This is a genomic window from Streptomyces sp. NPDC021622, from assembly GCF_040640795.1.
Classification (GTDB): Bacteria; Actinomycetota; Actinomycetes; order Streptomycetales; family Streptomycetaceae; genus Streptomyces.
In genome coordinates, this window is the sequence record NZ_JBFACK010000006.1 from 74,953 (window position 1) to 88,134 (window position 13,182).

Annotated in this window: 12 protein-coding genes; 4 read left to right on the forward strand and 8 right to left on the reverse strand. The window is 68.0% G+C overall.

What is annotated here, in order from left to right:
- Nucleotides 1-8: 8 nt before the first annotated feature.
- The 8 genes from AB0G47_RS13585 to AB0G47_RS13620 all read right to left on the reverse strand — a co-directional run bounded on the left by AB0G47_RS13585 (nt 9) and on the right by AB0G47_RS13620 (nt 9,267).
- A complete protein-coding gene (locus tag AB0G47_RS13585; protein WP_360768215.1) occupies nt 9-1,355 on the reverse strand; it encodes a DUF308 domain-containing protein in 1,347 nt (448 codons plus the stop codon).
- Between the two features lie 68 nt (nt 1,356-1,423).
- The gene (locus tag AB0G47_RS13590; RefSeq protein WP_360768216.1) at nt 1,424-1,717 is read right to left on the reverse strand and encodes a hypothetical protein; all 294 of its coding nucleotides are present in this window, start codon (nt 1,715-1,717) and stop codon (nt 1,424-1,426) included.
- A 176-nt stretch (nt 1,718-1,893) separates the two neighbouring features.
- Nucleotides 1,894-3,180 carry a hypothetical protein gene (locus AB0G47_RS13595; RefSeq protein WP_360768219.1) on the reverse strand — a complete coding sequence of 429 codons (1,287 nt, stop codon included), beginning with the start codon at nt 3,178-3,180 and terminating at the stop codon, nt 1,894-1,896.
- Entirely contained in the window at nt 3,170-5,281 is a 2,112-nt protein-coding gene (locus AB0G47_RS13600; protein ID WP_360768220.1) for a hypothetical protein, read from the reverse strand. The genes AB0G47_RS13595 and AB0G47_RS13600 overlap by 11 nt, the downstream gene beginning before the upstream one ends.
- A gap of 84 nt (nt 5,282-5,365) precedes the next feature.
- Nucleotides 5,366-6,391, reverse strand: coding sequence for a hypothetical protein (locus tag AB0G47_RS13605; protein WP_360768223.1), 1,026 nt, complete (start codon nt 6,389-6,391; stop codon nt 5,366-5,368).
- The gene (locus tag AB0G47_RS13610) at nt 6,388-7,068 is read right to left on the reverse strand and encodes a hypothetical protein (RefSeq protein WP_360768225.1); all 681 of its coding nucleotides are present in this window, start codon (nt 7,066-7,068) and stop codon (nt 6,388-6,390) included. Before AB0G47_RS13610 ends, AB0G47_RS13605 begins: the two co-directional genes overlap by 4 nt.
- Nucleotides 7,069-7,192: 124 nt before the next feature.
- Nucleotides 7,193-7,867 carry a hypothetical protein gene (locus AB0G47_RS13615; protein WP_360768228.1) on the reverse strand — a complete coding sequence of 225 codons (675 nt, stop codon included), beginning with the start codon at nt 7,865-7,867 and terminating at the stop codon, nt 7,193-7,195.
- A gap of 515 nt (nt 7,868-8,382) precedes the next feature.
- Nucleotides 8,383-9,267 (reverse strand): serine protease, encoded by an 885-nt coding sequence (locus tag AB0G47_RS13620; protein ID WP_360768229.1) that lies wholly within the window; start codon nt 9,265-9,267, stop codon nt 8,383-8,385.
- A gap of 154 nt (nt 9,268-9,421) precedes the next feature.
- Here AB0G47_RS13620 and AB0G47_RS13625 point away from each other — a divergent pair, with 154 nt between their 5' ends.
- The 4 genes from AB0G47_RS13625 to AB0G47_RS13640 all read left to right on the forward strand — a co-directional run bounded on the left by AB0G47_RS13625 (nt 9,422) and on the right by AB0G47_RS13640 (nt 13,182).
- The gene (locus AB0G47_RS13625) at nt 9,422-9,874 is read left to right on the forward strand and encodes a hypothetical protein (protein WP_360768232.1); all 453 of its coding nucleotides are present in this window, start codon (nt 9,422-9,424) and stop codon (nt 9,872-9,874) included.
- A gap of 388 nt (nt 9,875-10,262) precedes the next feature.
- A complete protein-coding gene (locus AB0G47_RS13630; RefSeq protein WP_360768235.1) occupies nt 10,263-11,003 on the forward strand; it encodes an RcpC/CpaB family pilus assembly protein in 741 nt (246 codons plus the stop codon).
- Between the two features lie 17 nt (nt 11,004-11,020).
- Nucleotides 11,021-11,875: a hypothetical protein gene (locus AB0G47_RS13635; protein WP_360768237.1), complete on the forward strand. Its 855-nt coding sequence runs from the start codon at nt 11,021-11,023 to the stop codon at nt 11,873-11,875.
- The gene (locus tag AB0G47_RS13640) at nt 11,872-13,182 is read left to right on the forward strand and encodes an ATPase, T2SS/T4P/T4SS family (RefSeq protein WP_360768239.1); all 1,311 of its coding nucleotides are present in this window, start codon (nt 11,872-11,874) and stop codon (nt 13,180-13,182) included. The genes AB0G47_RS13635 and AB0G47_RS13640 overlap by 4 nt, the downstream gene beginning before the upstream one ends.

Below are 13,182 nucleotides of genomic sequence, written 5' to 3' on the forward strand. Positions count from 1 at the left end.
TCTTCCCTTCACCATCGCGATGCCACCGGCCTGGTCATGCGGTCCTTCATACGGCTGTACTCATCGTCTGAAACCGAGTCTCCACTCTTATCAGCCGCGTCCAGCCCAGTGCCGACCATCCACGACCCACGGAGGGCGTCCTTGTGACGCTCGGCCTCGCGGGCGTTGTCGGCGAGTTTCGTGTTGTCCGGGTACTGGTCCCGCCACTTCTTGATGTCCTTCATCTGCCGGCCGAGCTGAGCATCGCCCAGTGCGTCGGCCTTCTCCCGCACATTGATCTGGGGCATCTCGGCATCGCGTACCTCCTTGCCCGCCTTCTTCCCTTCATTCGAAGCCCTCTGCTGCGCCCTGATGCCGCGGGCCCTGGCCTTTGCCCGGTCGCCGCCGGACCTGCCGCCGCCCTTCCGGCTGTTCTTCCTCGCGTTGTCGATCGTGTTCTGGCGGGTCCGCTGCCCCCCTGCTTTGGCAGCGTCGTTGGCCACTCCTGACGCGGTCTTGCGCGAGCTGTTCTGCAGCGCCTTGATCGCCTTGGCCGCCTTGACGCCGTTGCGTGCCATCTTCAGTGCACCGAGGTCCATGACGACATCGAACCAGGAGCCGTTTCCTGTCGCGGCTTGCGCGATGTGGATCGCGGCGACGATGCCGGTCAAGATGAGGGCGACGATGCCGATGGCAGGGAAGAACATGGCGGCGATGCCGATGATTGTCGCGCCCCAGCTCGCGATGTCAGCCAGGGTGTCGAGCCAATCGGCGTCCCCGATCGCCGCCTTGAGATCGTTCCACCAACTGTCCTTCATGTCGTCGTCGATCGAGTCGCGGATCTTGCCGGCGTAGTGGCCCGCGCGCTCGTCGTAGTCCCCGGCCGCGGAGTTGAGCCGCCCGCGGGCGTTCTCCAGATCCTCCTTGGCATTCTTGAGGGCCGGATCCTCGGCGTCGGACCCCTTGTCGCCCTTGCCGTCCTTCTCGCCGTCCTTGCCCTTCTTCTCGGAGTCCGGCTTGTTCTCGTGCGCGTCGATGATGCGCTGGGCTTCCTTGGCGTCATCGAGGGCCTTGTCCGCGCGCTTCTGGAACCCTTCCAGGTCCTCGGCCCAGCCGGACAGGTGGTTCTTGACCTCGCGGTAGCGGTCCTCCGCCTCGTCCAGCTTGCGGCCGAGCCCGCGGGCGTCCTCGGCGAGCTTCTCCGCGTACTGGCCCTTGAGGTTGTCGGCGTCGGCCATCGCCGTGAGTGCCGCGGCCTGGGTGCGCAGATACTCGGCGATTTTCTTCATGTGCTTGACCTGGCCGCGGACCCCCTCAGGGTCGCCCGGTACGGGATCGCTTTCGCGCAGCGGTTGCCAGTCCTTTGGACGTGCCATTTTCCATTCCCCCGAAAGGAGTCCATTGCTCGTCGCTCGTTGCTCAGCCGAGGCCGTTCGAGCAGTGCTTACTTCTTCTTCTTTCCGGCCTTCGCCAGGTCGTCTTCGAGCTTCTTGAACGCGTCCCGGGTGCCCTCCACCTGCTTCCCGACCTCTCCCAAGGATTCGAGGAGGCGCTTGCGGTTCTTGTCCCAGTTGTCGACGAAGTCGCCCATCGCGTCCTTGATGTCGGACGCGCCCACGTCCGACTTGACGTCGTCCTTCCATTCATCGAGGTTCTTGAACTCGTCCTCGATGGCATTCAGTTGGCGCGCCGACTTGTTGAGCAACTGAAAATCGACGATCAGGTCTGAACCGGACATAATCCCCCGCTCTCGTGGCGTTTCCCGCTTCACGCTTCCCGACTCCGTGAATGGTTCGGGTGCGCGGAAGAATACCCAGGAGGCAGGGCAGGGTGCGGAGTTGGCGAACCGTCACGGGCCGCGGTGGTCGGTGGCGTGATGGGGTTGTGGGCGGTGGTGAGTACGGGGCGTGGCCGCTATCCCCGCCCCCGCGAAAACTCCCCCCGCCCCACACGCCCCGCGATCCCGTCATCCCCGTCCCGCAGCAGCGAGCCGTACCCCGTCGCCGCCCACACGCTCCGGTCGGCCGGTACCTCGAAATACGGGACCTGGCGCCCATCGGCGGCGTCGGTGTCCGTCAGTACCTCCGGGGCGCGGCGCGTGCGCACCGCCGTCCCGCACTGTTCGCATGCCGCGATGTGCAGCTGATCGCGGCGCCCCAGCGGGCGCCACCGGATGCGGCGCTCGGCGCGGCCGTGCAGGGGGTTGAAGAAGCAGAGGGGGAGCGGGGGTTCCGTGCCCTCCAGGGCGTCCCGGCCCTCTGCCACCAGGGCGAGCACCCCTGCCAGGTCCGGCAGGCCGCGGGCCCCGTCGAGGACCGTGCCTGCGGCCGCGTAGGCGTCAAGTGCGTGCTGCAGACCGGGAGTTGAGGTGTTCGCCCCCTGGACCGCCTCGCCGAGGGCCACGACCTCCGCCTCCGTCTGGCGGCGCAGAGCCGCCTCATCCGCCTCCCGCGCCGCGGCGAACACGGCCTGGGGGAAGGCGAACGGAGAGCCCGCCGTACCCGTGCCATGACGCCGCCGACGACGTACGAAGAAGAAGAGGCCACCGGCGGCCAGGACGAGGACGAGGGCGAGTGCCGCTGGCATCAGGGACCAGGCTGAGCCGCCCGCACCGGAGTCACCCTTCTCGGCCTCCGCGTCGCCCCCGCCGCCCGACCCCTCGCCCAAGTCGGCCGTCGCCTCCTCGTACGCCTTCTCGCCGTCGCCCCGCTCGATCAGCTCGACCGCCTTCGCGGTCTGGTCGGCGAGCCCGGCGTCCTTCATCTCGTCGAGGAACCCGACCGTGCGGACCGCGTCGGCGGCCTGCTGCTCCTCGCCCGGCCACTCGAAGCCGTTGAGGTCGCCGGTCCACCGGTCGCCGGCGGTGACGAGGATCAGCTCGCGCTCGTCGAGCCGGTCGTGCACGACCTCCGCGAAGACATCGGACTCGCCGTCGTATGCGTCGCCCTGGACGATCGGCACGAGGGCCACCTTGATCGGAAGGCCGGTCTTCTCGATCTGCCGTACGAGCTGCTTCTGACGTGCGGGCGGTACCGAGTCGGCGTACGCGGAATCGACGTACACCGGCGAACGGCGCAACGCGTCGGCGATCTTCTCGCCGGGGCTGGGGGCGGCGGGCGCCTGCGCTGCGGCCGGGGGCGCCGCCACGACAAGAACCGCGAGGGCCATGGCCGCTGCGGCGCGCTTCAGGTCACTGAACACCGGCGTACTCCCGTACCTGGCGGATGAGTTGGGGAATCCCCTGCTGTATCGAGGGCAGCGGCCCCGGCGCCTCCTCGTACGGCACGCGCACTGCTGCCCCTGGCAGGGTCAGCCGCAGCGTATGCGCGTGCCGGGGCTGCGCGCCGACCAGGACGCGGCACTGCGCGCACACGGGGATGGTGCGCAGCCGCTGCTCCTCGGGCGCGTACTGGGCGTCACGCCAGCCCGTCGCGGGCCCGTGCAGCGGATTGAGCGCACAGCACGGCTTGTCGGCGCCGGCGAGCGCCGCGCGGCCCGTCCGGGCGAGGACGATGGCGGCGGCGAGATCGGAGGGCGTGGCGTCGTCGTCGACGTGCCCGTCGGGGTCACGGTCGACGAGCAGCGTGGCGGCGTCGAGACAGTCCCAGACGCGCGTGCGGAGACTGGAACGGAGCGCGGCGTCGGGGTCGAACTCCCGCCCCAGCGCGTCGATTTCGTCGCGGGCGGTGCGGCGCAGGAAGTCGAGGGAGGGCGCTGGAGGCGCGTCGAATTCGGGAAGGGGGTTCGGAGACGCGCTATTGCTGTTCGCGCGGGGCCGCCTCAGGCTCGGCACGGCGAGGCGGGTGATGCCGAGCAGCGAGGCGACGACGCCGAAGACGACCCCGGCGGCGAGGGCGCCGACCATCAGCCCCGGCCAGAAGTCCCCGGAGAACAGCGGCGAGAGTTCGTCGTCCTCGACGGGTTCGGGAGCGTCGTCCATGCCGAGCGAGGAGGTCTCGGGCTCCTTGACGCGCGGTGCGTCATCGAGGAGCTTCATCAACTCGTCGAGCCGCTCACCGAGTCGGTGGTCCCGAGCCCGGTCGTCGTCGTCATCGCCGTACCGAATCGAATCGGGAATCTCGAAGGCGACGAGATTGGCATCGATGCGTACGTCGTACGTGACGACGTCGATGTACCCGCCGAGCGGATCGGCGACGACGTAGACGCCACGCTCACCCTCGGCCCCGATCCGCTTGCGAACGGCCTCGACGAAGATCTCCGGCTCACCGGCGGACTCGTCCTCGGTGAGCTGCGGCACGAGGGCGACGAAGACGGGACCACCGTCGAAGTCCTTGATCTGGCCCCGGAGTTGGCGCAGCTGTCGCGCGTCGAGGACGCGCGGGCTCTCGGGATCGCTGTAGACGGGACTTCGCTTCAGGCCGTCGGTGACGCGTTCGACGCGGGTCGAGAGATCGGCGGAGGTGGGTTGCGGGGTGGCGCTGGAGGTCTCCTGGTCGAAGACGAGGGTGGCGCCGAGGGCGATGGCGACGGCGGCGAGTGCGGCGACCCCGGCTTCGATGCGCAGGGGAGTGAGGTGCCGTCGTGGTTCCGTGGCCGCGCTCCCTCGTACCTGCCGCCGCCAACGACGTACATAAGGGCTGATGAGAAGAATGAGAACGGGTACGCCGGTCAGCGCGATCCCGGTGGCGAAGGACTGGTTGTCGCGGTCGACGGGATCGATGTGCATCTCCGCGACTTCTTCACCGCTGTCACCGCCGTACTGCTTACGGGCGGCCTCCGCGCGCTGGGCTGCTTTCTCGCGCCCCTGCGAGATGACGTCGACGAACCGCTCGAATTTCAGCAACGGCCCGGCGTCGTAAGGAAGTTCATAGAGCGAGACGGTGGAGGCATCATCGGCGGGAGCCGGCACTCCGAAGGCTTCGGCGTCCGCGACCCCCATGTAGTCGACGAGCACATACAGCCCGTCACGCCCGAGCCGGTCGTGCACGGCCCCCAGCAGCCGGTCGTCGCCGATCCCCTGATCGGGGAGGACGAGGACGTAGGTGGGAACACCGGTCCGCTTGGCGAGCTTCGCGAAGTCGGGCGCGGAGGAGCGGGGGATCTCGCGGGGCAGCTGGTCGGTTACGTAGACGGGGTCGTCGCGGAGCCGGTCGGCGAGGGCGGCGGCCTGGGTGGGGGTGTCGTCGGCGGGGGCGGCTGTTGCCGGGGGTGCGAGAAGCCCGAGCAGCAGGAGGAGGAGACAGGCGCCGGCGCCGGCGGGCAGCCCGAGATGGCGTCTGCGACGGCTGCCGCCCGCAGGGTCCACCCCTACGGGTGGACCCTCGCCCCTGTGGACAGCCACGGCTGCCCCGACCTCTGTCACCCGTCCCGCCCCTTTGCTCATTGGGCGCACTTTACTGTCGCTACTGCCGACGGAACACTCGCATCAACGGTTGATGGACTGGATCTCCTCGACGGTGATCGGCTGGTCGTTGCCGTACTCGCCGTCGGGCAGGTCCCCGCCCGCGCCGCCCGTGCCGGTCCAGGTGATCTCCCAGGTGGCGGTGGCCTGGAGGTCGAAGGTGCCGTCGCCCGACGAGCGCTGGTAGGTGACGCCACAGGGCGGCTTCTGCTTCGACTTGCCCTTCGCGTACGGCTCGCCGATCGAATCGTCGTCGTTCATCTCGCACTTGCCGGATGCGGGGTGCAACGTGGCGTCTTCGGTGCCGGGCTTGATGCTGAGCGCGACGGGCTTCGCGACGGTCGTCGCCTCGATGTGCAGCCCCGGGGCGTCGAGCGAGGCGGTCACGGACACGGGCTTGAAGTCCCCCTTGTCGAGCCAGGCCCAGGTGGGGAGATTGACCTTGGAGGGGCCGTCGGGGGCGAGGGAGACTTTGGTGCCGGGGACCTTGATCTGGTTGTAGGCGAGTTCGGCGAGGGTTTCGGCGTCGATGGCCTCGGGGACGCCGGGGTCCTCCCCGTTATTGACCCAGAACGGCGGCTTGTTGCACTTCTGTTGTTCCTCGAGCGTGGCGTCGGGGCTGTACTGGGCGCCCCACCACATCCCTTCTTTCTCCTTGTCGATGTTGTAGTTGTCCTTGGCGTAGGCCCGGTTCTCGTCGGACATGTCCTTCAAGGCATCCTGCGGAGCGCCGGGGTCGTGCCTTGCGGTGAAGTACAGCCGGTCGCGGAACTTCGCGAACTCGCCGGCCTTCCACTCGGGGGCGTACCAGCACGGCGGCGGGGTCCAGTTGGGGTCGACGGACGTCACGGGCCCCGATCCCGGTCCGCCGTTCCCGGACGACGTGTAGCTGATGCGCGCCATGGCGCCGACCGTGTCGTCCTTCTTGGTGGCCGCCGTGTTGCTGTCGCTGACCACGGGGTCTTCACCGGCGACGGCCGGGTTCCCCGAGGCGAGTATCAATGCCGTGCTCGTGGCGATCAGGACCAGCGATATTCGGCGTTTGGTCACCTGCACTCCTCAGCTTTGTCCTGCACCTGAACCTTCTGGGCTCGCCACAGCCCCTTGGCGTTCTTGGAGGGGGTCATGAGGACCTGCCAGGAGTAGTAGTCGTTGATGCTCGGCTCTGTGTGGTGCACCTTCTTGGTCTTCACTTCCTTGCTGTAGAGCTTGGTGCTGTTGCTACAGAAGGAGACAACGCTCGTCTTCTTGTTCTCGGCAGGCGTGACCTTGGTGCGGGAGAAGCGCATCTCTCCGCTGATGGTCAGCCCCTTGTCGACCCGCTGCTTGATCTGGTCCTTGGCGTAGGCCTGAGCGGGACTCTTGAGTTCCGAATAGAACTTGTACGCAGGGTCGTTCATGTTCTGCTTGACGATTCCGTACCGGATGGCGCGGGCGAAATTGTGGGCGTCGCTCGCGGCTGCCGCCTGGTCGGGATCGCTCATGTCGACGTCGTCGAAAACGAGGCTGACGTCCTTGGGAAGCGGCATCTTCGGACGGTCGGTCACGGGAACTTCGCTCTTGCCGGCGCTCGGCGACGCACTCTTCTTCGCGGCGCCGTCATCGGCCCCGGCGATCTTGTCCTTGCCCGAGTCCTCCTCGCCCCCACCCCCGCACGCGGTCAGAAGGAGAGCAGCGGCAGCCGCCATCGAAACGGCGGCGACGGGCAGGGTGCGACTGCGGTTCACGTGGGACTCCCGGTGGGGCGACGGTTCTGCAAGGCATCAGACGGTACTGAAGTGGTCAATGGTTTCGCCAGAGTCGACTTTTGCCTTACCGATTCCGGCTCCGGCTCCGACTGGCGAACACCGCTCAGCGGCACTGCGCGGCCTCGTCCTTGACCTTGGCTTTCTGAGCGAGCCAGAGGCCGTCGGTGCTCTTCGACGGGACCATCTCAATCCGCCAGAACCAGTAATTCTTGGGGCCCGGTTCGAAGGGGATCTTCTCCTTGGTCCGGAGGTCCTTGCCGCTCATCTTGCTCTCGTCGGAGCAGAAGGTGACGACCATGCCCTTCTTGTCCGCGCCCCCGCCCGGCTGCACCTTCGCGTCGCTGTGGGACCGCTCGCCCGTGACGCTGAAGTCGGCCGAGGAATGGTTCCTGATCTGGGACTTCGCGTACTCCCGGGCATCACTGCCCGGCTCCGAGTAGAACTTGTACGCGGCGTTCTCCGGGTCCTGCTTCACGATTCCGTACACGGTTGAACGAGCGTAATTCTGTGCGTCGTTCAGCGCGGCGGCCTGCTCCGGATCGGTCAGCTCGCTCTCCTCGAAGACGAGCCGCACATCGGAGGGAAACTTCATCGCGGGCCGCTCGATCGCGGGCGCCTCGCTCTTCTTGGCGCCGGGCGACGCACTCTTCTTCGCACTTCCGCTCCCCGCGGCCTTGTCCTCCCCCGAGTCACCGTCGTCACCCCCGCATCCCGTGAGCAGGAGGGCAGCGGCAGCCGCCAACGAGACGGCGGCAGGCAGGACACGACTGCGGTTCACGTAGGACTCCCGGTGGGGCGAGGGTTCTTCACGCCATCCGACGCTACTGAAGTGGTCGATGGTTTCACCAGGATTCACGGCAGTGAGTAGTGAAGGTCTCGGGAGCGGCCGCACTGAATAGTTATCGCAAAAGGGGCGAGTTCCGATGGATTCGGGATGATGCTGCGCAATGTTCTGTAAGGGCCCAGAATGTGGGAGAACTGGAGAGGGTCCGCTTACGTGATCTCGAGGAACTCATGACTGCTGTAGCCGAGTTGTTGGACAGGTGTCGGCGTACGAAAACGGGGCGTATTTCCTGGATGGCGGGGAGTTCGAGGTCGACGACGGTCTCCTCGACGAGGCGTACCGGCAGGTTACGGGGAGGGAGCCGCTTGAATGATCGATGTGCTCCCGCAGCGGATTCCGGGGCCTACCCGGAAGAGCCGAACCTCATGAAGCGCTGAACGGGAGAGCCTCGGCCCACTGACAAAGGGTTCCGGGCCCTCCCGTCCGCCTGATCAGGCAGGAGAATCCGCTCAGCGGCGGTTCATGGCCCGCTTCACCTTCTTGCCGCCCGCCGACTCATCCAGCGTCTTCCACAGCTTCGACGAGCTGACCGACGTGTAGACGCCCGGAGCGCCCTGCGCCCCGCAGCCCTCGCCGTACGAGACGACGCCGACCTGGATGGGGGCCCGGCGGCCGGGGACGTGGCGGAAGATGGGGCCGCCGCTGTCGCCCTGGCAGGAGTCCTTCGTTTCAACTCCCGCGCAGAAGTTGACCTTTGAGTCGTACTCCCCGTAACTCGTCTTGCATTCCGCGTGCGAGAGGATCGGGACCTTTACCTCGCGGAGGCGGTCAGGGGTGTTGGGGAGTTCCGTGTCCGTGTTTCCCCAGCCGGCGACCGTCGCCTTCTGGCCCGGGCGGATCAGCGCGTCCGTGCCCTGGGTGGGGAGGGCTATCGGGCTGATTCCCTTGACCGGCTTGCTGAGTTGGATGAACGCTACGTCGTAGGCCTCCTGGCCCTTGAGGTAGCGGGGGTGGACGACCACGCCGCCCTTCGCGGCGTTGCGGATCTGGCCCTGGCCGGCGGAGGAGAGGACCGTACGGCCCACCGCCAGCTGCAGCTTCTTCGGGCTCACGGGCTTGCCCGCGTCGTCGACGAGGCAGTGCGCCGCCGTCATCACCGTGTCCGCGGTGACGAGGCTGCCGCCGCAGAACTGGCGGTCGAGCGCGCTGCCCTGGCCCTTGTCCATGACGGCCACCATGAAGGGGTAGGCGTCGTTGGAGACTTCGGTGCCGCCGATGATGGCGTGCGCCGGGGTGCCCGTGGCCACCAGGGCCAGGGCCGCTGTGGCTACGCCGGTCGCCGCGACGGTCTTGCGCGAGCCGCGTCGTGCACGTGAGGGAAAGGAAAGTCTCATGGGGGTTGAATTTCTCTTTCGTGAGCAGGAGTTTCAGGCCCGGGACACCACCGGCGCTCTGCTCGTGTGACGTGCATTCGCCGGGGCCGCGCCGGACTGTGAGACGGGGGACAAGGGGCATGGGTTCATTGGGCGGTGAGGTTCATTGGAGTACGTGAAAGTTGAATGGGATACGGAGTTCCGTGGGTTCAGTGTTGATGCCGGGGCTTACCTCGCCGCCCTTCCCGGGCTCAAGGGCGTCCTGCCGGACGGGGCTTGGGAGTTCGTCTCCGATGCCGGGCACTACTCGTTCTCAAGTGACCGGTGTGTGAAGGACCTTGAGCTTGCGGAGGTCTCCCTGCCCGTCGCGAAATCGGCCGGCCCCGCCGCCATCGGCTTCCTGCCCAACCCGTGGAAGCACCCCGCCGGGCTGCGGATCGAGTACGTCGGCGTCACCGGGTTCTCCGTCGAATATCACGACTCCATCGACTGGATGGAGGCCATCACGGTGCTGCTCGACGAGGTCCGGCCGGTCCCCGGCGGCGGCATCGTGCACGAGATCGAGCTGACCGACGCCACGATCGTGGTGCGGTGCGCGGACCTTGTGGCGGTGTGGCAAAAGGAATGAGCCGCGGGGGAACCGGCCCCGCCCCTTCCGGCGTCATCCGTGCGGCTGAAGGAACAGCGGTCCGGCAGAAGGCGGATCGGTCGGTGTTCCTCATCACCGCGCCCTGCGCCGCCCGTTGCGCAAAGGGCGTCTATTCGCGTACGCACATCTCTGCCTCTCCAGAGGTTCCAGGAATGCGTGGGAACCATGGAGCGTGGATTGCGCGTGGATAACGATGAGGGGTGCGGGCTCCGGCAGCCTTGGCGCGCCTTGAGGGGCTTATGTGCTGCTGATACGGTGCGATGACTTGACACTGTGCCTGGGGCTGAATAGCCCGCCCGAGGCGAGCGAGAGAGTCGCGAGTGTCCGAAAATGACCGAATCTTCTTGGGCGTGCGGGGAGCAGTTGCGTGAAGATCCAAGAGCGTACGGGGGCGGGCAACAACCGTTCTGCCGCGCCGGTTCAGCCAGCGGTCGGTGAGCGCCTTCCCGCGCCGCCTCGCGAGCGCAAACCGGCACTCGCCGCCCTGGCCGTTCTGCTCATCCTCATCGGCGCGCTCGGCGCCACCGTTCTCGTGCTGCGCGCAGGGGAACGTATCGAGGTCGTGAAGATCACGAACGAGATCCCGGCGGGCGAGTCCGTGAGCGACAGCAACGTCACCTCGGTGATGGTCGCCGAGGACTCGGGCATCAACTACGTGAAGTGGTCCCAGGTCGACAGCCTGAAGAAGCTCAAGGCCACCAACACCATCCCCAAGGGTGCCGTCGCCGTCGGAGAGATGTTCTCCAGCAAGAGCGGGCTGCCCGCGGGCAAGTCGGCCGTCGGCGTCTCCCTCAAGGAGGGGCAGTACCCGGCGGACGGCCTGAAGACCGGCGACACCGTGGACGTCTACCAGGTCGGCGACTCGGCGTCGTCCGGGTCCAGCGACAAGGACACCGGCGGCTCCGCCGGAACCGGTGGCGGCACGAGCGACAGCCCGATCGTCGCCGCCGCCCGCGTCAGCTCCATCGCCGACAAGAGCGACGCCACCGTGAGCACCGGCGCCCTCGGCGTCACGCTCCTGGTCGACAGCGCCGATGCCGCCGCCGTCACCCGGGCCGCGTCCGCGGGGCAGGTCTCTCTCGTCCAAGTGTCTCCCAACGGCAACTAGAGGCGAGTAGAAGAGACATGGCGCTCATTGCTCTCGCCGCAGACAAGGGGTCTCCCGGGGTCACCACCGCGGCCGTCGCGCTGGCGGCCGTCTGGCCCCGGCGCGTCCTCGTCGCGGAGACCGATCCCGCCGGCGGCGACCTGGTCTACCGCAGTGCCGCCGCGCACGGCGGACCGCTCAACCCGAACACCGGCATGCTCAGCATCGCCGCCACCGCGCGGCGCGGCCTCGTGCCCGATCAACTGTGGGATCACACGCAGCCGTTGGCCGGCGGGCTCGAGGTGCTCGTGGGTCTTGGTGTCGCTGAACAGGCTGCCGGGCTCGCGGGCCTCTGGCCCACCCTCGGCCGCGCCTTCTCGCAGCTCGCCGACTCCCCGCACGCTCCCGCCGACGTGATCGCCGACTGCGGTCGCGTCAGTGGGGACACTCCTGCCGTCGAGCTTTTCCCGCAGGCGGCCCTCGTGCTGCTCGTCTCGCGGACCGAGCCCGAGGCCATCGCCCGCGTGCGCGACCGTGCCGCGGCGCTTTCCGCCAAGCTGCACGGCGGATCCCGTGGGGCCGCGTCGCTCGCGACCCCGCTCATCGGCGTACTCCTCATCGCGGACCCCTCGACGTCCGCCAAGCTCGTCCACCAGGTCAACGACATGCTGATGGCCGCGCAGACCGGCGCGCGCGTCGTGGGCACGCTCGCCGACGACCCGGCGGGCGCCGACCAGTTGGCCGGACGCAAGCGCGGCCGGCTCGACAAGTCGATGCTGATCCGCTCCGCCCGCAAGGTGACCGTCGACCTGTACCAGCAGTACGGCGCCGCCTGGGCCACCCCGACCGCGGGCACACAGGGCATGCAGGGCGCGCACGGGGCGGGCCGATGAGCGTTCCCGTCGATCACCAGCTCGTCAAGCGGTTCCGGCAGGACGCCGGTGACCGCATCGCCGAGCAGCGCCGTATCGACCAGGTCTCCGGTGTCACCCCCATGTCGGGCGAGGACGAGCGGCAGTACGCCCGTGCCGTCATCGCCCAGATCCTGGAGGAGTACGCCCGGATAGAGATCAACGCCGGGCGCACCCCGCTGGACGCCGAGACCGAGGAGAAGTACGCGGCCGCCGTGCACGCCGCGCTCTTCGGCGTCGGCCGGCTCCAGCCGCTCCTGGACGACCCCGAGGTCGAGAACATCGACATCAACGGCTGCGACCAGGTCTTCGTCGGTTACGCCGACGGGCGCGAGGTCACGGGCGATCCGGTCGCCGAGACGGATGAGGAGCTCGTCGAACTCATCCAGGTGCTCGGCGCGTACTCGGGACTCTCCTCCCGCCCCTTCGACTCCGCCAACCCGCAGCTCGACCTGCGCCTCCCCGACGGCTCGCGTCTCTCCGCCGTCATGGACGTCACGCGCCGCCCCGCGCTCTCCATCCGACGTGCCCGCATGGGCAAGGTCTTCATGTCGGACCTGGTGGGGAACGGGACCCTGACGCCCGAGATCGGCCACTTCCTGGCCTGCGCCGTCCGGGCGCGCAAGAACATCATGATCGCGGGCGCGACGAACGCCGGAAAGACGACTCTGCTGCGGGCGCTGGCGAACGAAATCCCGCCGCACGAGCGTCTCGTGACCGTCGAGCGGGCCCTTGAGCTCGGCCTCGACCAGTTCGCCGACCTGCACCCCAACGTGGTCGCCTTCGAGGAGCGCCTGCCCAACTCCGAGGGCCAGGGCATGATCTCGATGGCCGAGCTGGTGCGCCGTTCCCTCCGTATGAACCCGTCGCGGGTCATCGTCGGTGAGGTGCTCGGCGACGAGATCGTGACCATGCTGAACGCGATGTCGCAGGGCAACGACGGCTCGCTCTCCACGATCCACGCCAACAGCTCGAGTGAGGTCTTCAACCGCATCTCGACGTACGCCCTCCAGGCCTCCGAGCGGCTGCCCATCGAGGCGAGCCAGATGCTCGTGGCCGGAGCCGTCAACTTCGTCGTCTTCATCCAGCGGCGCAACAACTACCAGACCGGCGGCAAGCTCCAGCGCATGGTGACCTCGGTCCGCGAGGTCAACGGCGTCGACGGCCGCGTCCTGTCCAGCGAGGTCTTCGCGGAGGCCGCCAACGGGCAGGTCGTCGCGCATGCGCCGATAGCTTGCATGGACGACCTGGCCGCGTTCGGCTACCGCCCCGCCGGGCAATGGGGGTGA

Coding starts and splice junctions, on each gene's coding strand:
- AB0G47_RS13585 (WP_360768215.1), bottom strand. CDS start 1,355: ATGGCACGTCCAAAGGACTGGCAACCGCTGCGCGAAAGCGATCCCGTA.
- AB0G47_RS13590 (WP_360768216.1), bottom strand. CDS start 1,717: ATGTCCGGTTCAGACCTGATCGTCGATTTTCAGTTGCTCAACAAGTCG.
- AB0G47_RS13620 (WP_360768229.1), bottom strand. CDS start 9,267: ATGAGACTTTCCTTTCCCTCACGTGCACGACGCGGCTCGCGCAAGACC.
- AB0G47_RS13635 (WP_360768237.1), top strand. CDS start 11,021: ATGGCGCTCATTGCTCTCGCCGCAGACAAGGGGTCTCCCGGGGTCACC.
- AB0G47_RS13640 (WP_360768239.1), top strand. CDS start 11,872: ATGAGCGTTCCCGTCGATCACCAGCTCGTCAAGCGGTTCCGGCAGGAC.